General features: G+C 58.2%; 19 protein-coding genes. 15 read left to right on the plus strand and 4 right to left on the minus strand.

What is annotated here, in order from left to right; genetic code table 11:
- Positions 1-4 precede the first annotated feature (4 nt).
- Genes lepB through recO form a run of 5 tightly spaced genes read left to right on the plus strand, consistent with a single transcriptional unit; the run spans position 5 to position 3,490 of the window.
- Positions 5-841: a signal peptidase I gene (gene lepB, locus GAL_RS01165; protein WP_024095780.1), complete on the plus strand. Its 837-nt coding sequence runs from the start codon at positions 5-7 to the stop codon at positions 839-841.
- Complete coding sequence (gene rnc, locus GAL_RS01170) at positions 838-1,524, plus strand: ribonuclease III (protein WP_024095781.1); 687 nt, start codon at positions 838-840, stop codon at positions 1,522-1,524. The genes lepB and rnc overlap by 4 nt, the downstream gene beginning before the upstream one ends.
- A complete protein-coding gene (era, locus tag GAL_RS01175; protein WP_024095782.1) occupies positions 1,521-2,426 on the plus strand; it encodes a GTPase Era in 906 nt (301 codons plus the stop codon). The genes rnc and era overlap by 4 nt, the downstream gene beginning before the upstream one ends.
- A gap of 6 nt (positions 2,427-2,432) precedes the next feature.
- Positions 2,433-2,762: a DUF1491 family protein gene (locus GAL_RS01180; protein WP_024095783.1), complete on the plus strand. Its 330-nt coding sequence runs from the start codon at positions 2,433-2,435 to the stop codon at positions 2,760-2,762.
- Positions 2,763-2,764: 2 nt separating this feature from the next.
- Complete coding sequence (gene recO / locus GAL_RS01185) at positions 2,765-3,490, plus strand: DNA repair protein RecO (protein ID WP_024095784.1); 726 nt, start codon at positions 2,765-2,767, stop codon at positions 3,488-3,490.
- Here the strand turns inward: recO and GAL_RS01190 are convergent.
- Positions 3,474-3,878, minus strand: a complete 405-nt coding sequence (locus tag GAL_RS01190; RefSeq protein ID WP_024095785.1) for an META domain-containing protein — start codon at positions 3,876-3,878, stop codon at positions 3,474-3,476. The genes recO and GAL_RS01190 overlap by 17 nt on opposite strands.
- Before the next feature lie 112 nt (positions 3,879-3,990).
- Positions 3,991-5,676 (minus strand): acyl-CoA dehydrogenase family protein, encoded by a 1,686-nt coding sequence (locus tag GAL_RS01195; RefSeq protein WP_024095786.1) that lies wholly within the window; start codon positions 5,674-5,676, stop codon positions 3,991-3,993.
- Positions 5,677-5,822: 146 nt separating this feature from the next.
- On the opposite strand from GAL_RS01195, the gene GAL_RS01200 reads away from it, so the two are divergent.
- Positions 5,823-6,611 carry a sulfite exporter TauE/SafE family protein gene (locus tag GAL_RS01200; RefSeq protein ID WP_024095787.1) on the plus strand — a complete coding sequence of 263 codons (789 nt, stop codon included), beginning with the start codon at positions 5,823-5,825 and terminating at the stop codon, positions 6,609-6,611.
- A gap of 58 nt (positions 6,612-6,669) precedes the next feature.
- Positions 6,670-7,569: a cation diffusion facilitator family transporter gene (locus tag GAL_RS01205; RefSeq protein WP_024095788.1), complete on the plus strand. Its 900-nt coding sequence runs from the start codon at positions 6,670-6,672 to the stop codon at positions 7,567-7,569.
- 69 nt (positions 7,570-7,638) lie between these two features.
- Here the strand turns inward: GAL_RS01205 and GAL_RS01210 are convergent, their stop codons facing one another.
- Positions 7,639-9,237 (minus strand): phosphoenolpyruvate carboxykinase, encoded by a 1,599-nt coding sequence (locus tag GAL_RS01210; RefSeq protein ID WP_024095789.1) that lies wholly within the window; start codon positions 9,235-9,237, stop codon positions 7,639-7,641.
- A 347-nt stretch (positions 9,238-9,584) separates the two neighbouring features.
- On the opposite strand from GAL_RS01210, the gene GAL_RS01215 reads away from it, so the two are divergent.
- The 7 genes from GAL_RS01215 to GAL_RS01245 are packed head-to-tail and all read left to right on the plus strand — an operon-like array spanning position 9,585 to position 14,967.
- On the plus strand, positions 9,585-10,286 hold the full coding sequence (locus tag GAL_RS01215; RefSeq protein WP_014876049.1) for a response regulator transcription factor: 702 nt from the start codon (positions 9,585-9,587) through the stop codon (positions 10,284-10,286).
- A gap of 32 nt (positions 10,287-10,318) precedes the next feature.
- A complete protein-coding gene (locus GAL_RS01220) occupies positions 10,319-12,031 on the plus strand; it encodes a sensor histidine kinase (RefSeq protein WP_024095790.1) in 1,713 nt (570 codons plus the stop codon).
- Between the two features lie 3 nt (positions 12,032-12,034).
- Positions 12,035-12,472, plus strand: coding sequence for an HPr kinase/phosphorylase (locus tag GAL_RS01225; RefSeq protein WP_024095791.1), 438 nt, complete (start codon positions 12,035-12,037; stop codon positions 12,470-12,472).
- Positions 12,465-13,355 (plus strand): RNase adapter RapZ, encoded by an 891-nt coding sequence (rapZ, locus tag GAL_RS01230; protein ID WP_024095792.1) that lies wholly within the window; start codon positions 12,465-12,467, stop codon positions 13,353-13,355. Before GAL_RS01225 ends, rapZ begins: the two co-directional genes overlap by 8 nt.
- Before the next feature lie 9 nt (positions 13,356-13,364).
- A complete protein-coding gene (locus GAL_RS01235) occupies positions 13,365-13,772 on the plus strand; it encodes a PTS sugar transporter subunit IIA (protein ID WP_024095793.1) in 408 nt (135 codons plus the stop codon).
- Positions 13,773-14,042, plus strand: coding sequence for an HPr family phosphocarrier protein (locus tag GAL_RS01240; RefSeq protein ID WP_014876044.1), 270 nt, complete (start codon positions 13,773-13,775; stop codon positions 14,040-14,042).
- Between the two features lie 34 nt (positions 14,043-14,076).
- Complete coding sequence (locus GAL_RS01245) at positions 14,077-14,967, plus strand: lysophospholipid acyltransferase family protein (RefSeq protein ID WP_024095794.1); 891 nt, start codon at positions 14,077-14,079, stop codon at positions 14,965-14,967.
- A gap of 90 nt (positions 14,968-15,057) precedes the next feature.
- Here GAL_RS01245 and GAL_RS01250 read toward each other — a convergent pair whose 3' ends face one another.
- Positions 15,058-15,933 carry a 3-hydroxybutyryl-CoA dehydrogenase gene (locus GAL_RS01250; RefSeq protein WP_024095795.1) on the minus strand — a complete coding sequence of 292 codons (876 nt, stop codon included), beginning with the start codon at positions 15,931-15,933 and terminating at the stop codon, positions 15,058-15,060.
- Between the two features lie 155 nt (positions 15,934-16,088).
- Here GAL_RS01250 and GAL_RS01255 point away from each other — a divergent pair, with 155 nt between their 5' ends.
- Positions 16,089-16,910 carry a DUF6473 family protein gene (locus GAL_RS01255; protein WP_024095796.1) on the plus strand — a complete coding sequence of 274 codons (822 nt, stop codon included), beginning with the start codon at positions 16,089-16,091 and terminating at the stop codon, positions 16,908-16,910.
- Position 16,911: the final 1 nt, after the last annotated feature.

Consider the following 16,911-nt stretch of genomic DNA (forward strand, 5'->3'; position numbering starts at 1 on the left):
CCTGATGACGGCCAAAGCAACAGTCGGAAGTTCGATCCTTGAGACGGTCAAGACCATCGTGTACGCGCTGCTGATAGCTGGCGTGTTCCGCACCTTGTTCTTTCAACCGTTCTGGATTCCCTCCGGTTCCATGAAGGAGACGTTGCTGATCGGTGACTTCCTGTTTGTGAACAAGATGGCCTATGGCTATTCCTCCGCTTCCTGCCCAAGCCTGAAATTCCCCAGCGTCGGTATCGATATCGATAGCAGTGATATTTGTGGCTTCCTTGATGGTAATAACTCCCGGATCTGGGCCGGTGATCCCGAACGCGGTGATGTCGTAGTCTTCCGCCACCCTGTCAACCAAAACGACTTCATCAAGCGGCTGATCGGTCTGCCGGGCGATAAGGTTCAGGTCAAAAACGGGGTGCTGCATATCAACGGCGCTGCTGTCGCGCTGCAGGACGCGGGCGAGTTCGAGGAGCTGATGGCGCCACAGGGGCCCGCCGGGTCCTACCCGCTGTGCGAGAATGCACCGGTTGGCGAGGGCGCGATGTGTAAAAAATCCCGCCAGATCGAAACGTTGCCGGGCGGCAGCCAGCATGTTGTGCTCAATATTGGCAATCAGGGGATGGATCACACCGGGATCTATCAGGTCCCCGAAGGTCACTATTTCTTCATGGGGGACAATCGCGATAACTCCTCCGATAGCCGCTTGCCGCAGTCTGCTGGGGGTGTTGGTTATGTGCCGTTTGAAAACCTGATTGGGCGCGCGGACCGGATCATGTTTTCGTCGGCTGGTCGTTCGATGCTGTTTTTTTGGACCTGGCGCAGTGATCGCTTCTTTAAGGGGATCGAGTGAAACTCTCTAAGGATATGCGCGCGTTCGAGACGCGGATCGGCTATAGTTTCTCCCAGCCGGCCCTTTTGGTGCGGGCGCTGACGCACGCCTCTGTGTCGTCTCCCAACCGGCAAGACAATCAACGGCTTGAGTTTCTGGGCGACCGGGTGCTGGGGCTGGTGATGGCCACGGCGCTTCTGGACACCGATAAGGCCGCGACAGAGGGGCAGCTTGCCCCGCGGTTCAATGCGCTGGTGCGCAAGGAAACCTGCGCGGATGTGGCCCGTGATATCGATCTGGGGGCGGTGTTGAAATTGGGTCGCTCTGAGACCATGTCCGGCGGACGGCGGAAACTGGCGCTGCTGGGCGATGCCATGGAGGCTGTGATTGCAGCCGTTTATAAGGATGGCGGGTTTGATGCGGCACAGGAGCTGATCCTGCGCCTCTGGGGCAGTCGCATCGGTCGGGTTGAGGCGGATGCCCGTGATCCGAAGACCACATTGCAGGAGTTTGCCCAAGCGCGTGGCGAACAGCCCCCAGCCTATGTGCTGGTTGAGCGAAAAGGTCCGGACCATCAGCCGGAATTTACAATTTCCGTGCAGTTGCAGGATGGCACCGAAGGCCGCGCAACTGCCGGGTCGAAACGACAGGCCGAACAGGCCGCCGCCAAAACACTTTTGGCACAACTGGAGCAAGACAAATGACCACACGCGCCGGTTTCGTCGCCCTGATTGGGGAACCCAACGCGGGAAAATCCACGCTGCTCAACCGTATGGTCGGGGCCAAGGTCTCGATTGTGACCCATAAGGTGCAGACCACCCGCGCCCGCATTCGCGGGGTTGCGATGGAAGGGGACAGCCAGATTGTGTTTGTAGACACGCCCGGACTGTTCCAACCACGCCGCCGTCTGGACCGCGCCATGGTTGCTGCCGCCTGGGGCGGTGCTGCGGATGCCGATGTGGTGGTCCTGATGGTCGAAGCGCACCGGGGAATTACCGAAGGGGTGGAGCGCATTCTTGAAGGTCTTGAGAATATCGGCGAAGGGCGCAAAATCGCCTTGGCGATCAACAAGATCGACCGCGTGCAATCCGAGGTTCTGCTGGGGCTGACCAAAGATCTGAACGAACGCTATGCTTTTGCGGATACCTTTATGATTTCCGCGGAAAAGGGGCATGGGGTTGAGCACTTGCGCGGCTGGCTGGCAGAGCAGTTGCCAGAGGGGCCGTGGCTTTACCCTGAGGATCAGATTGCTGACCTGCCCATGCGGATGATCGCGGCTGAAATGACCCGTGAGAAACTGACCCTGCGGCTGCATCAGGAACTGCCCTACCAGCTGACCGTAGAAACCGAGAACTGGGAAGAGCGCAAGGATGGGTCTGCCAAGATCGATCAGCTGATTTATGTTATGCGGGACGGTCACAAGGGGATTGTGCTGGGCAAACGCGGAGAGACCATCAAGGCTGTGAGCCAGGCCGCCCGCGCGGAGCTGGAAGAGTTTCTCGACCGTAAGGTGCATCTCTTCCTGCAGGTGAAGGTGCGTCCGAACTGGCTGGAAGAATCCGAGCGTTATTCCGAGATGGGTCTAGATTTCAAAGACGGGAACTGATCCTGCATGGCGCGGCTGACAGCCAGTTTCTGGGTGCAGGCTTATCTCACGCGCTTGCGGCTGGCCGATATCCCCGCCTTTGTCACCGCGCATGGGGATGACACAGCGGGCGCCGTTTTGATCAAGCTGAACACGCTGGACCGCCGCGCGCAGGCCTTGCATCGCTCTTACGATCTGATGAGCGGGGCGCGAAGCTGGGTCACGCTGGCAGAAGGTGATGAGGCCGACGTTGATGCCGCCATCAGCAAACAGCGCAGTTTTGATCCTGATCTCTGGGTGATTGAGGTCGAAGATCGCCATGGCCGTCACCTGCTGGATGAACCGGGGCTGGACTGATCATGGACTGGCGCGACGAGGGCATATTGCTGACGATGCGCCGCCATGGAGAAAGCGCGGCCATTGTCGATGCATTCACTGCCGAGCATGGACGTCACGCCGGGATCGTACGCGGCGGTGCGGGGCGGAGGATGGCCCCCGTGTTGCAGCCTGGTGCGCAATTGGATCTGACTTGGCGTGCCCGGCTTGAAGACCACCTCGGCAGCTATCAGGCCGAATTGATCCGAAGTCGTGCCGCGACTGCCATGTCCAGCCGGTTGGCGCTTGCTGGATTGAACGCGGTCACGGCCTTGCTCGCCTTCTGTCTGCCGGAACGTGAAGCCCACCCGGACCTCTACCGGCGCAGCACGCAGATTCTGGACCTTCTAGGCCGCGATGATATCTGGCCTTTGGCCTATCTGCGTTGGGAGGTCGCCCTTCTGGAAGAAATGGGTTTCGGTTTGGATTTCGAGCAATGTGCCGTCACCGGCAGTCGTCTCGACCTGATCTATGTCTCACCCAAGAGTGGACGCGCCGTTTCACGCACAGGGGCAGGTGAATGGGCTGATCGGATGTTGCCCTTACCTCCGGTACTGATGGGACGTGGAGGGGCGGAGAATAGTGAGATCGTGACAGCCCTCACGACGACCGGTTTCTTCCTGCAAAACCGGCTGGCCCCATCGCTTGGCAACCACCCGCTGCCGGAGGCTCGGGGGCGGTTCATCGATATTCTCAGTCGGCAGCCGTGAAAATCATCTCTCGCCCGGCCTCATTCGACAAAATCATCACCGCGCCTTTGATCTCTACGATTTCCATTGCCTGCAAGGCAGCGAGGACATCGGTTTCTTCCTGCAAGGCGGCGCACACCATACGAGTCGTGGCGAGGCGCTCGACCTCAAACCATGGGTAGGGCGCGGTGAGTTGTCCGGTCACCCGGTTGCAGGGCAACTCACCGGCCAGCACGCCGGGACGGGGAAAGCTCAGTGTCGTGACTTCTGAGACCGCTTCGCCGTCGACCTCACGTAGCTGCCATGTGGCGCTGTTGCCGCCATAGGCCCGCAGAGTTTCATCACCAAGGCAGGCGCTGAGGATACCGGTGAAAAGTATCGCAAGTATCAGAAAATAAGTCTGTTTCATGACGGCACGCTAACTTCTGACGGGGATACGTCAAGGTGAAGACAACGAAAAACCCGGCACAAGGGTGCCGGGTTGGTTGCAGATTAAAGTCTGCTCAGTGATCTGTCCGTGATCAGGCCAGCAGGCGGCGTGCGATCACCTGTGCCTGGATTTCTGCAGCACCCTCAAAGATATTGAGAATACGGGCATCACACAGAACCCGGCTGATTTTATATTCCAAGGCAAAGCCATTGCCACCATGGATCTGCAAACCGTTGTCAGCCGCCGCCCAGGCGACGCGCGCGCCCAGCAGCTTGGCCATGCCGGCCTCAAGGTCGCAGCGATGCCCGTTGTCCTTCTCCCACGCAGAGAAATAGGTGAGCTGACGCGCGATCATGATTTCGACGGCCATCATGGCAAGTTTGGAGGCAACACGCGGGAAGGCGATCAGCGGTTTGCCGAACTGCTTGCGGTCCTGCGCATATTGCATCGCGATATCAAGCGCCGATTGTGCAACGCCAATGGCGCGGGCTGCAGTCTGGATACGGGCGGATTCGAAGGTCTCCATCAACTGCTTGAACCCCTTGCCCTCATCTCCACCGAGGAGGTTTTCACGCTTCACGTGAAACCCGTCAAAGCCCAACTCGTATTCCTTCATGCCGCGATAGCCCAGAACCTCGATCTCGCCGCCGGTCATACCTTCGGTCGGGAACGGGTTTTCATCGGTGCCCGGTGTTTTTTCGGCCAGGAACATCGACAGGCCACGGTGATCGGTTGTGTTGGGGTCCGTCCGCGCCAGAAGCGTCATAACATGGGTGCGGGCGGCGTGGGTGATCCAGGTTTTGTTGCCTGTGATCCGGTAGTCGCCATTGTCGTCCTTTACGGCACGGGTACGCAGGGAGCCAAGATCAGAGCCTGTGTTTGGCTCAGTGAACACAGCTGTTGGCAGAATTTCTGCGCTCGCAATCCTGGGCAGCCAACTGGCTTTCTGCTCCTCGGTGCCACCGGCGATGATCAGCTCAGCCGCGATTTCCGAACGGGTTCCAAGGCTGCCGACGCCAATATAACCGCGTGACAGCTCCTCCGAGACCACGCACATGGAGGCCTTGGAGAGGCCAAACCCACCGTATTCTTCGGGAATGGTCAGGCCAAAAACACCCATTTCGGCCAGTTCCTCGATGATCTCCATCGGGATCAACTCATCCTTCAGGTGCCAGTCGTGGGCGTTCGGCTCTACCTTTTCGAGCGCGTAGCGGCGGAACTGGTCGCGGATCATCTCCAGCTCTTCATCAAGACCGGAGGCGCCAAACATCACGGAACCAGCCTGTTCCTGCATCAACTCGACGAGCCGCAGGCGTGCGGCCTGGGTATTGCCGCTGTCGCAGAGCGTCATCACAGCAGGGGCCATCAGCATCCGCTGGCTGTCCTGCGACAGGCCAAGATCCTGCAGACGCAAGATTTCACCCTGGTTCATCTGAATGCCACCGTAGATCTGCCAGAGGTATTCGCCAAAACCGATCTGAAGCATCAACTGCTCCATCTCGCCAAACTTACCATCTGCCTGTAGCTGCCCGGCCCAACGATGCATCTGGCGCAGGCTGTAAGCGTAGGTCGCAAGCCAAGCGAGCCCATGGGCAGCTGTCTGATGTGCCTCAACCAACGTCCCGGAGACGCGCCCGTCCTCGCTGACCTGTTCGCGTACTGTAGCACGCGCTGCCTCCAGCAGCTGGTCCACCGGCTCCAGCGCAGCAGCGGTCAGTGTCAGCACATCAGAGATAAGCGTCGGTTGCATTTGCGGGTCCTGTCCATCGTGGGCCATGAATCACATCCTTTTCAGCTGCGTATGTGGTAGATCATTTTGCAGTTGCAGCGCAACAAAAATACCCTGCGACATAACGCATAGATCAAAAATTGCGTGCATATTTCGCGAGCGCAGCAGAGGAAACCTGTGCTAAGGGTCTGATCATGTCAGATAATTCATTTGTTATGCTTTTCCTCCCAGCAGAGCTTGCCTCTGTAAATATGCTTGCGGCCTTCGCGATTGCAGCACTTGCGGGTGCGGTGAAAGGGATGGTGGGGTTCGCCATGCCGATGATTCTCGTGTCTGGTCTCAGTCTGTTCCTGCCGCCGGATATCGCCTTGGCTGGCCTAATCCTGCCCACTTTGGTGACGAATGGGATGCAGGCCCTGCGGCAAGGCACGCAGGCGGCATGGCAGTCGGTGAAACGGTTCAGGATTTTTCTACTGATTGGTCTGGTTTTTCTGCTGGCCAGCGCGCAGCTTGTCCGCGTTTTGCCGCAAGATATTATGCTGATCCTGATTGGCGCCCCGATCACCCTGTTTGCTGTGTTGCAGCTGTTTGGGATCGCAATCCCTATCTCCCGCGCCACGCCGCGTGTGGAGGCCATAGTTGCCGCCTTCGCCGGGTTCATTGGTGGGTTTTCCGGAATATGGGGCCCTCCGACCGTCGCCTATCTGACCGCCCTCGGCACTGAAAAACGCGAACAGATGCGAGTACAGGGCGTGATCTACGGCTTGGGCGCGGTGGCCCTGTTGATTGCGCATATCGGATCGGGTGTGATGCGGGCAGATACAGCGCCGTTTTCGTTACTGCTGATCCCGCCAGCTATTTTGGGAATGTGGATCGGGGGACGCTTGCAGGACCGGATCAATCAGGCCACTTTTCGACGGGCAACGCTGCTTGTGTTGCTGGTCGCCGGGGCAAATCTGCTGCGGCGCGGACTGATATATTAGGGTCTAGCAAGCGTGTTAGGGTCGGTATAGGGTGAAAAACGCGCAGAAAGGGCCGCAGATGCCAACGCGACTGAGCGCTGAACAGCTGGCCACCGCATCCATTGCGGTCGCACTTCTGGTGCTTGCAGCAAAGGCGCTGGCCTGGTGGCTGACCGGCTCGATTGCACTTTTCTCCGATGCAATGGAGTCTCTGGTCAATATTGGTGGTGCGATCATTGCGTGGTTTGCGGTCCGTTACGCAAATCGCCCGGCTGATGTCGGCCATCCCTTTGGGCACCACAAGGCGGAGTATTTCTCGGCTGTTGTGGAAGGGATCATGATCATCGTGGCGGCGCTATTGATTCTTCAGGAGGCGATCAGCGCCTTGCTCGTGCCGACTCCCTTGGTTTGGAGCCCGGCCGGATTGTGGGTCAATGCGGGCGCAATGGTGATCAATCTCCTTTGGGCGCGGGTGCTGATCGCACGGGGGGCGGCCCTTAAATCTCCGGCATTGGCCGCAGGCGGCCGCCATCTGATGAGTGATGTCTGGACCTCTGCGGGAGTTCTCGTGGGGTTGGTTCTTGCGATGGGGACGGGCTGGCCCTTGCTTGATCCAATTCTGGCCCTTTTGGTTGCGGTCAATATTCTGCGCGAAGGCTATCTGGTTGTGGCCTCGTCAGTTGGGGGGCTGATGGACCAGGCTGCACCGCTTGATGAGCGCAGGCAGATTGCCACTATAATCCATCACACGGCTCATGGTGCCCTTCAGGTGCACGGTTTGAAAACTCGTCGTGCTGGGCAGGTTGTTTTTGTCGAGTTTCATATGGTTGTCGCGGGCGGGATGACGGTGCGGGTCTCACATGCGATTTGTGATCGTATCGAGGAGGCGATCCGCGCCTCACTGCCGACGGCGCAGGTTACGATCCACGTGGAACCGGAGCATAAACTGGAAGACACTGGCATCAAACCGGGGCAGTAAGCCCTTTGATCCCAGATGTGAAAAAGCCCCGGTCAAATGCCGGGGCTTTTCTGCTGGTTCGTTGCTGGCTTAGCTTATTGCAGCAGCCTTCACGTCGTCATCAATGTAGGGCAGGTACTGTTCAAAGTTATCAGAGAACATCTGCACCAGCTTGGCGGCCTGCGTGTCATAGGCGGCCTGATCGTCCCAAGTCCGGCGTGGATCCAGCAGAACTTCGGCTACACCGGGCACTGTGACAGGCACATCAAAGCCGAAGTTGCCGTCCTTGCGGAATTCAGACTCTGCCAGCGAGCCGTCCAGTGCTGCGGTCAGCAGGGCGCGGGTCGCGCGGATCGGCATACGCGAGCCGATGCCGTAGGCGCCGCCGGTCCATCCTGTGTTGACCAGCCAGCAGGTCGCACCGTGCTCGGCAATCTTCTCACGCAGCAGGTTGCCGTAGACCTCAGGGCGGCGCGGCATGAAGGGGGCACCAAAACAGGTGGAGAAAGTGGGCTCCGGCTCGGTCACACCGCGCTCGGTGCCGGCCACCTTGGATGTGAAACCGGACAGGAAGTGGTACATTGCCTGCGCCGGGGTCAGCCGCGCGATGGGAGGCAGCACGCCGAAGGCATCACATGTCAGCATGATGATGTTCTTGGGGTGGCCGCCGCGGGCGCTGTCCGAAGCATTGGAGATGTAATGCAGCGGGTAGGCGCAGCGCATGTTGGCGGTCAGGCTGTCGTCGTTGAAATCTAGCTCTTTGGTTTCCGGATCGAAAACCATGTTCTCAATCACGGTGCCGAACTTGGAGGTGGTGGCATAGATTTCAGGCTCTGCCTCGGCGTTCAGGTTGATGGTCTTGGCATAGCAGCCACCTTCAAAGTTGAAGGTACCGTTGTCAGCCCAGCCATGTTCGTCGTCGCCGATCAGAACGCGGTCCGGGTCGGCGGACAGGGTGGTTTTGCCGGTGCCGGAGAGGCCGAAGAACACGGCGGTGTCCACCGGGTTACCCTTGGCGTGGTTGGCGGAGCAGTGCATCGGCATGATGCCTTTTTCCGGCAGCAGGTAGTTCAGCAGCGAGAAGACCGATTTCTTGTTCTCACCGGCATATTCCGTGCCGCCAATCAGAATCATCTTGCGATCGAAGTTCATCGCAATCACGGTCTCGCTGCGGCAGTTGTGGCGCTCCGGTTTGGCTTGGAAGCTGGGGCAGTTGATGACGGTGAAATCCGCGATGAAGTCGTTCAGATCTTCACGGTCCGGGCGGCGCAGCATGGTGCGAATGAACAGACCATGCCAGGCCAGCTCGGTCACCATGCGGACGTTGATCGCATGGGCGGGGTCCGCACCACCGACGAGATCCTGAACATAGTATTCCTTGCCCTGCATATGGGCGAGCATGTCTTCATAGAGCGCGTCAAAGCCTTCGGGGCTCATCTCGGCATTGTTTTCCCACCAAATGGTCTTGGCGACACTGTCGGTCTTAACGACATGTTTGTCCTTGGGGGAGCGGCCGGTGAACTTGCCGGTGGTGACCAGAAAGGCGCCACCATTGCCAAGCGTACCCTCGTCGCGCTTCAGGGCCGCCTCAATCAGGGCTGGCTCCATGAGGTTATAATAGACGTTCCCCAGTCCTTCGATACCTTGATCTTCGAGGCGGAATTGCGGGTTAACCCGTCCAGATGCCATGTGTTCTTTCTCCTGTGTCGACCATCAAAGGCCGCAAACAATAAAAGCCGCGCCCTGGGGCAGAAATCGGCACAACGGCCGATGTGGCTGGTCTTAACATGAGGGTTTGTACGCTGAACAGAACGGTTTGACGCAGTTAGCGCCATCAAGGCGATGTTTAGCGCAACCATTTTTTTTAAAGACAATTTGCAGGGGTGGCTGCCGGAATCTTCAGCGCCTGCTAAGGTATTTTTGTCTCAATTGAGGCGAAACTGTGTCCAGATTCTTCAATTGGCATTGATTCGCCGAAGCAGAACGGCGATGAACGTCTAAAAAACGCAAAAAAGAGCAGATTAGGGGCCAATCAGATGTCTAAGATTGCTTTAGTCGATGATGATCGGAATATCCTGACTTCGGTCTCGATGACCCTGGAGGCCGAAGGCTTCGAGGTGGAAACTTATAATGACGGGCAGGCTGCGTTGGATGCGTTCAACAAAAAACTGCCGGATATGGCCGTTCTCGATATAAAGATGCCGCGCATGGACGGCATGGACCTGTTGCAGCGGCTGCGGCAGAAAACCCAGATGCCGGTGATCTTTCTCACCTCCAAGGACGATGAGATCGACGAGGTGCTGGGCCTGCGCATGGGCGCCGATGATTACGTCAAAAAACCGTTTTCGCAGCGACTGCTGGTCGAGCGGATCCGCGCCCTGCTGCGCCGTCAGGAAGCGATCAGCGGCGATGCGGTCGCCACGACCACTGAAAACAAGGTGATGGAGCGCGGGAATCTGCGGATGGATCCGCTGCGCCATTCGGTCAGCTGGAAGGGGCAGGATGTGTCACTGACCGTGACCGAATTCCTGCTGCTGCAAGCGCTGGCGCAACGCCCCGGTTTTGTCAAAAGCCGCGATCAACTGATGGATGTCGCCTATGATGATCAAGTCTATGTCGACGACCGCACCATCGACAGCCATATCAAGCGTCTGCGCAAGAAGATGCGCAGCGCGGACTCTGAATTCTCGGCGATTGAGACGCTTTACGGTATCGGATACCGTTACAATGAAGAGTAACCCCCGTCTGGGGCAGGCGGAGTAAAACGCCGATGCGCGATTCCGGCATAAGCCGTTCACAGCGGGATAATGATGTCGTTCTGGGCGACGATTGGGTCGCACCGGACCAAAACGTTACGCGTGAGCTGCAGGACAAGCGCGCGCGTCGTGGTGTGCTGTCGCTGCGGGGCTCTCCGCTGACGCGCAAGATTATCACGCTGAACCTCATCGCGCTGATCATTCTGGTTTCGGGTATTCTCTACCTCAATTCTTCACGCCAGAGCTTGGTGCTGCAGCGCGCCGGCGCTCTTGCGGCAGAAGCCATGCTGATCTCGGATGTGTTCGAGGCGCAGCTGCCTGAGGTTGGCACGGTTAGTCTGGCTGTCGGCGATGGTATAGATCCTGTGACCACTCTGCAGAATATTAGCCTGCGCGCTGGGGCTGAGGTCTTCGTTTTTGATACCGCCGGCACGCTGATCGCGCAGACCAAAGGTGTCGAACAAGGCGGAGCACTGGATCTGCTGAGGGATGACGACCCATCAGCCACCCTGATCAGCGATGGTCTTGCTGCGCTTTGGTCGGCGGCAGGCGGTTTGCTGAAATCGGATACGCCGGAGCCCACAGCTCAGCCGCTGGAGGATCAGCTGCGTGGTATGGTGCAGCAGGCCCTGGCTGGCGGTACCGAAGTGAAGGCCGTTGTAGACACCAGCGGCGGGACGGTGTTTTCCGCAGCCACGCCGATCCTCTTTCAGGGCCAGGCCATCGGTGTTGTGACACTGGCGTCGCCGACCGGAGAGATCGACGCCTTGGTGCGCGGGGAACAGGAACGCGTCTTGCAGATGTTTGTTGTGGCCCTGGTTGTCTCCATCGGTCTGAGCCTGATCCTCGCCTCCACCATCGCGAACCCGCTCGCGGATCTGGCCGAAGCGGCTGAGCTGGGCCGGGATGGGGATTCCCGAAAATCCAAACCGGGACGTATCCGCATCCCCGATTTGAGCGCGCGGCCCGATGAAATCGGCCGTCTCAGTCGGGCACTCCGTGGCATGGTAAAGGCACTCTATAACCGTATTGACAGCAATGAGCAGTTCGCAGCGGACGTGGCACATGAGATCAAGAACCCACTGGCGAGCCTGCAGTCCGCCGTGGGAACGCTGCGGATGATCAAACGCGAAGACCAGCGTGAGAAGTTGTTGGATGTCATCGAGCATGACGTGCGGCGTCTGGACCGGTTGGTCAGCGATATTTCCAACGCCTCACGACTGGATGCTGAATTGGTCAAGGAGGATGAAGAGAGCTTCGACCTTCTCAATATGCTCGGTAACCTCAATCAGTTCCTCGGCGAGGACGCCCGCGGGAAGGGCATTGATTACATCACCGATTTGCCGAAAACCCCGATCACAATCCAGGGGCTGGAGGCGCGACTGGCCCAGGTTTTTGTCAACCTGATTACAAATGCGATTTCGTTTTGCGAGGACGGCGATGCGATCCGGGTCTGGGCGCGCCGCCGCGACAATCGCGTTTTGGTCGTGGTTGAGGACACCGGCCCCGGCATCCCCGATCAGGCCTTGACCAAAGTGTTTAAACGTTTTTACTCGCAGCGCCCTGTCGAGCATTTTGGCAACAACTCCGGTCTCGGCTTGGCTATTTCGAAGCAGATTGTTGAAGCACACGGTGGTGTGATCTGGGCCGAAAACATTCGCCCGACAGAAGCCGACATCACCTCGGAGCCTCTAGGGGCGCGGTTCGTCGTCGGCCTGCCGGTCTGACCAATGATTGCGACGCGCACCTGTCGATTGCACGCCAGCTGCGTCGACCTCGCGGGGAATGGGGTGCTGATAACAGGCCGGTCCGGCAGTGGAAAATCGGCACTAGCATTGCAATTGATGGCCTATGGTGCAGCGCTTGTTTCAGATGATCAGGTGATTGTAACGCTAGACGATCAGGGGCTGGAGGCCACAGCTCCTGATGCCTTGCATGGTATGATCGAAGCGCGCGGTATCGGCCTGTTGCGGGCTAGTGTATGTTCGCGATCCCGGCTGGTTGCTGTTATAGATTTGGAACAGCTTGAAACAGATCGCCTGCCACCCCAGCTGGAAACGATGATCCTTAACCACCCAATCCGTCTACTGCGCCGTGTTGATAGCCCGCAGTTTGCGTCTGCCCTGATACAGTTGCTCAAATGTGGAGCCGTAAATCCCGATGCTTGACCCGGATATTACCTGCGATCCGTCGGCGGTGCCGATCGTTCTGGTGACAGGCCCGTCTGGTGCAGGGCGCACCACTGCGATCAATGTGCTGGAGGATTTGGGGTTTGAGGCGATTGACAACCTGCCGCTTCGGCTGCTGCCGGGATTGGTCGACGCCAACAGTTTGACACGTCCGATGGCGCTTGGCCTCGACAGCCGCAACCGGGATTTTTCTCCGGCGGCGTTGCTTGATGTGATCGAAATGCTAGCCGCGCGTCGCAATTTGGACCTGACGGTACTTTACTTGGATGCAGATCGTGATGTGCTGCTACGGCGCTACTCGGAAACCCGCAGGCGACATCCGCTTGCCCCGGCTGAGGACCCGGAGGTCGGGGTTCTGCGCGAAATTGATCTGATGCTGCCGATCCGCGACCGCGCGGATCTATTGCTGGACACTTCTGAATTGAACATCCATCAGCTCAAGGCGGATATCGAACGGCGCTTTGCGCCTGGCGGGCGTTCTCTGGCAGTGTCCTTGCAGAGCTTTTCCTATAAACGCGGCGTGCCGCGCAGCATCGATATGGTGTTCGACTGTCGATTTCTGCGCAACCCTTATTGGGAGCAGAGCCTGCGCACCCTGGATGGGCGCGATGCGGCGGTACAGTCCTACGTGCGTGAGGACAGCCGCTATCAGCCGTTTTTCGACCGGGTGCTTGACCTGATCCGCTTGCTGTTGCCTGCCTACCGAGAAGAAGGTAAGTCGCATCTCTCAATAGCATTTGGATGCACCGGAGGGCAGCACCGCTCGGTCACACTGGCAGAAACCCTGGCAAAGGATCTTGCGGAAGACGGGCAGCAGGTGTCAATTAGACACCGCGAGCTGCATGGCCAGCGACAGAAGTGAGGGACCGGCTTGATCGGAATCGTGATCGTTGCACATGGGGGGTTGGCCAGAGAATATCTGGCCGCCGTGGAGCATGTCGTGGGTCCTCAGGTCTGCCTTGAGGCCATCAGTATCGGTCCGGAAGATAACCGGGACGAGAAACAGCGCGAGATCTGCGGGGCCGCTGATGCGGTCGATAGCGGCGGCGGCGTGGTGGTGGTCACGGATCTGTTTGGCGGGTCTCCATCAAATCTCAGCCTGTTGGCTTGTACCCCGGCAAACCGACGTATTCTCTACGGGGCCAATCTCCCGATGCTGATCAAACTGGCAAAATCTCGCCATTTGCCGGTGGCCGATGCCGTCCGGCATGCCATGGAGGCGGGACGTAAGTACATTAACGCCCAAAACATCAACCCCGAAGGGGAGCAAGCGCACTAAATGGTTCAGAAAACGCTGAAAATCGTCAACGAAAAAGGACTGCACGCGCGCGCATCGGCCAAGCTGGTTGAAGTGGTCGAGGGTTTTGATGCCACGGCTGAGGTGTCGCGGGATGGGCTGTCGGCGTCCGGAGACAGTATTATGGGGCTTTTGATGTTGGCAGCCTCAAAAGGAACGACTATTGACATCGAGACTTCGGGCCCGGATGCAGAGGCGCTTGCCTCCGCGCTGGATACGCTTGTTGCCGACAAGTTCGGCGAAGGCTACTGAGGCTCATTCACGACTACGGAACAGGACAAGGCACTTGGCGGATACAGCGCATGATCGGGACACTGGCGTGACGTCAGGGACCGAAGAGACCGGCGAGATCTATGACCGCCGGACGCTCACCTACGCCAATTCCTTTGACGATCGCTGGACGTCGCTTGCGATCCGGGCCATCGAATGGTGCACAGGAAAGCTGACAATCCTGCGTATGGTACGTCGTTTTGAACGCAGCAATGCTGAATACCGTGGCCAGAAATTCTGGCGTGGCGCCCTAAATGTCATGGGTATCGATCTCGAAACACCTATGGAGCAGATCCGGCGTATTCCCGGTGAGGGCCCGGTGATTGTGGTTGCAAACCACCCTCATGGGATGGTCGACGGCATGATTTTCGCGGACCTCATTGGCCGCGTGAGGCAGGACTACCGCATTCTGACCCGCTCGGTGCTGACCGGGCTGGATGAGGCGGCGACCTCCTTCATGATCCCGGTGCCATTCCCCCATGACCCCGAAGCGCAAAGCAAGATGGTCGAGATGCGGGCCAAAACCATGGCTCATCTGAAGGAGGGCGGTGTTGTGGCACTGTTCCCCTCTGGTGTGGTGATGTCATCAGAAACATGGTTCGGCCCCGCGATTGAGCAGGAGTGGAACGTTTTCACGGCGCAGCTCATTCGTCGGTCCGGCGCGCGAGTGGTGCCAATCTTCTTCCCGGGCAGCAATTCCCGTTGGTACCAGATCGCCAACCGGGTGTCGCCGATCCTGCGACAGGGGTTGCTGCTGCATGAAATCGTGCGGTCTTGTAATAAACCACAAAGCCCCGTCGTCGGCGAACCGTTGACCGAGGCGCAGATGGAAAAACTGCAGAGCGATCCGCGCGGCTTTATGGCCTGGCTGCGGGAACATACGCTCAGCCTCGGCGAAGACAGCTGATCAATCGGCAGGTCCTATTCGGGTTGAAAATATCGAGATGAATTGGCCATCAGGCCAAGAGGGGGCAGTGCCGCCTCCGCTCTTTCAGGATCAGCGCGTCGGCACTGGGGTTTCACCGCGATAGTCATAAAAGCCACGCTGAGTCTTGCGACCGAGCCAGCCAGCTTCCACATATTTTGTCAGCAGCGGGCAGGGGCGATATTTTGTATCCGCCAGACCGTCATGCAACACGTTCATGATCGCCAGACAGGTGTCCAGGCCGATAAAATCAGCCAGCTCCAGCGGGCCCATCGGGTGGTTGGCGCCCAGTTTCATCGATTCGTCGATGGATTTCACCGATCCCACGCCCTCATAGAGGGTATAGACCGCTTCATTGATCATGGGCATCAGGATGCGGTTCACGATGAAGGCCGGGAAATCTTCGGCGCTGGCAGCGGTCTTGCCCAGCTTCTCCACAACTGCATGGCAGGCTGAGAAGGTGGCCTCATCAGTGGCGATGCCACGGATCAGTTCGACCAGCTGCATCACCGGAACCGGGTTCATGAAATGGAAGCCCATGAACCGCTCCGGGCGGTCGGTGCGGCTGGCCAGTCGGGTGATGGAAATTGAAGAGGTGTTGGAGGTGAGAATCGTATGCGGCAGGAGATGTGGTAGCAGATCCTCGAAAATTGCCTGCTTAACAGTTTCCCGCTCTGTCGCCGCCTCGATCACCAAATCGGTCTTGCCAATGTCGGCCAGCGTCAGTGTCGTCGAAATGCGCCCCAACGCGGCCTCAACTTCGGTCTGATCAATCTTGCCTTTGCTGGCCTGACGGGCCAGGTTTTTCTGGATCGCGCTTACGGCCGCGTCCAGTGCCTGCTGGCTTATGTCATTGAGAACAACGTCATAGCCCGCCAAGGCCATCACGTGAGCGATGCCGTTGCCCATTTGGCCTGCACCAATCACGCCTATTTTCTGGATGTCCATCGCTCATGCCTCTTGAGAGTTTTCCGGCGGATCATACTGGCGGGTCTGTGGACGGCACAAGGCCGATTGGGCGGCTTTTTAGGCAAAGTTGAGCATTAGCATTTCATCAACGGATCTCGGGTTAGGTGAGTCTCGGGTGAAATTTGGTGGGTATTATGAGCTATGAACTCAAGAGCGCGACAGCGCTTGCGGGCGAGCCTTGCAGCTATGCGGGTTCGAAATTATTGGTCCGCGGGCCGGCGCGTAATCTGACTGAACCATATTTGGCATTTATTGGCGGCACTGAGGTCTTCGGACGCTTTGTCGAACGCCCGTTTGTGTCTGAAACCGAGGCGTTGCTTGACCGTGTGTGTGTAAATCTGGGTAGTGTGAATGCAGGGGTCGACAGTTTCCTGAGCGACCCTGATATTCTTGAAATCGCGGGCCAGGCCGAAACAACGCTGCTGCAGGTGCTTGGGGCACAGAATATCTCCAATGGGTATTACAAGGTGCATCCACGACGCAATGACAGGTTCCTTTGTGCACATGAGCCGCTGCTGGAGCTCTATCCGGAAGTGGACTTTACCGAATATCACTTCAACAAGCACCTGCTGAGCGCGCTCAGATCTTGCTGCACAACCCGTTACCAAACGGTTCGCGATCATCTGCAGGATACGTGGGTTGAGCGCATGGGGGAGTTGATCTCTGCCCTTAACGGTGCGGTGACGCTTCTGTGGGTGCATTACGACGTCGACCAGCAGGCATTGTTTGGTCACGAACCTGCGCTCGTGGACCGGCCCATGGTGGATGCGTTGCGCGCCCGCGTCCTCGGAGTGTTGGAAATTCCCGTGCATACCGCGCGGGATGCAGCCGACATCGACGGTATGTTTTACGGTCAGCTTGACTTGCCCTCAGCGCAGCGCATGCTGGGACCAAAGGAGCATCTGCGGATAGCACAACAGGTGGCGCAATATCTGCGCCCCCGTTTGACCACATAGG

The organism is Phaeobacter gallaeciensis DSM 26640, assembly GCF_000511385.1.
In the GTDB taxonomy this organism is placed as follows: Bacteria; Pseudomonadota; Alphaproteobacteria; order Rhodobacterales; family Rhodobacteraceae; genus Phaeobacter; species Phaeobacter gallaeciensis.

What these genes read in the sequence shown, in the direction of transcription:
- GAL_RS01255 (WP_024095796.1), top strand. Translation starts at nt 16,089, where the DNA reads ATGAGCTATGAACTCAAGAGCGCGACAGCGCTTGCGGGCGAGCCTTGC.
- GAL_RS01210 (WP_024095789.1), bottom strand. Translation starts at nt 9,237, where the DNA reads ATGGCATCTGGACGGGTTAACCCGCAATTCCGCCTCGAAGATCAAGGT.
- recO (WP_024095784.1), top strand. Translation starts at nt 2,765, where the DNA reads ATGGACTGGCGCGACGAGGGCATATTGCTGACGATGCGCCGCCATGGA.
- GAL_RS01195 (WP_024095786.1), bottom strand. Translation starts at nt 5,676, where the DNA reads ATGGCCCACGATGGACAGGACCCGCAAATGCAACCGACGCTTATCTCT.
- GAL_RS01225 (WP_024095791.1), top strand. Translation starts at nt 12,035, where the DNA reads ATGATTGCGACGCGCACCTGTCGATTGCACGCCAGCTGCGTCGACCTC.
- GAL_RS01205 (WP_024095788.1), top strand. Translation starts at nt 6,670, where the DNA reads ATGCCAACGCGACTGAGCGCTGAACAGCTGGCCACCGCATCCATTGCG.
- GAL_RS01220 (WP_024095790.1), top strand. Translation starts at nt 10,319, where the DNA reads ATGCGCGATTCCGGCATAAGCCGTTCACAGCGGGATAATGATGTCGTT.
- GAL_RS01240 (WP_014876044.1), top strand. Translation starts at nt 13,773, where the DNA reads ATGGTTCAGAAAACGCTGAAAATCGTCAACGAAAAAGGACTGCACGCG.
- GAL_RS01215 (WP_014876049.1), top strand. Translation starts at nt 9,585, where the DNA reads ATGTCTAAGATTGCTTTAGTCGATGATGATCGGAATATCCTGACTTCG.
- era (WP_024095782.1), top strand. Translation starts at nt 1,521, where the DNA reads ATGACCACACGCGCCGGTTTCGTCGCCCTGATTGGGGAACCCAACGCG.
- GAL_RS01180 (WP_024095783.1), top strand. Translation starts at nt 2,433, where the DNA reads ATGGCGCGGCTGACAGCCAGTTTCTGGGTGCAGGCTTATCTCACGCGC.
- GAL_RS01200 (WP_024095787.1), top strand. Translation starts at nt 5,823, where the DNA reads ATGTCAGATAATTCATTTGTTATGCTTTTCCTCCCAGCAGAGCTTGCC.
- GAL_RS01190 (WP_024095785.1), bottom strand. Translation starts at nt 3,878, where the DNA reads ATGAAACAGACTTATTTTCTGATACTTGCGATACTTTTCACCGGTATC.
- lepB (WP_024095780.1), top strand. Translation starts at nt 5, where the DNA reads ATGACGGCCAAAGCAACAGTCGGAAGTTCGATCCTTGAGACGGTCAAG.
- rapZ (WP_024095792.1), top strand. Translation starts at nt 12,465, where the DNA reads ATGCTTGACCCGGATATTACCTGCGATCCGTCGGCGGTGCCGATCGTT.
- GAL_RS01250 (WP_024095795.1), bottom strand. Translation starts at nt 15,933, where the DNA reads ATGGACATCCAGAAAATAGGCGTGATTGGTGCAGGCCAAATGGGCAAC.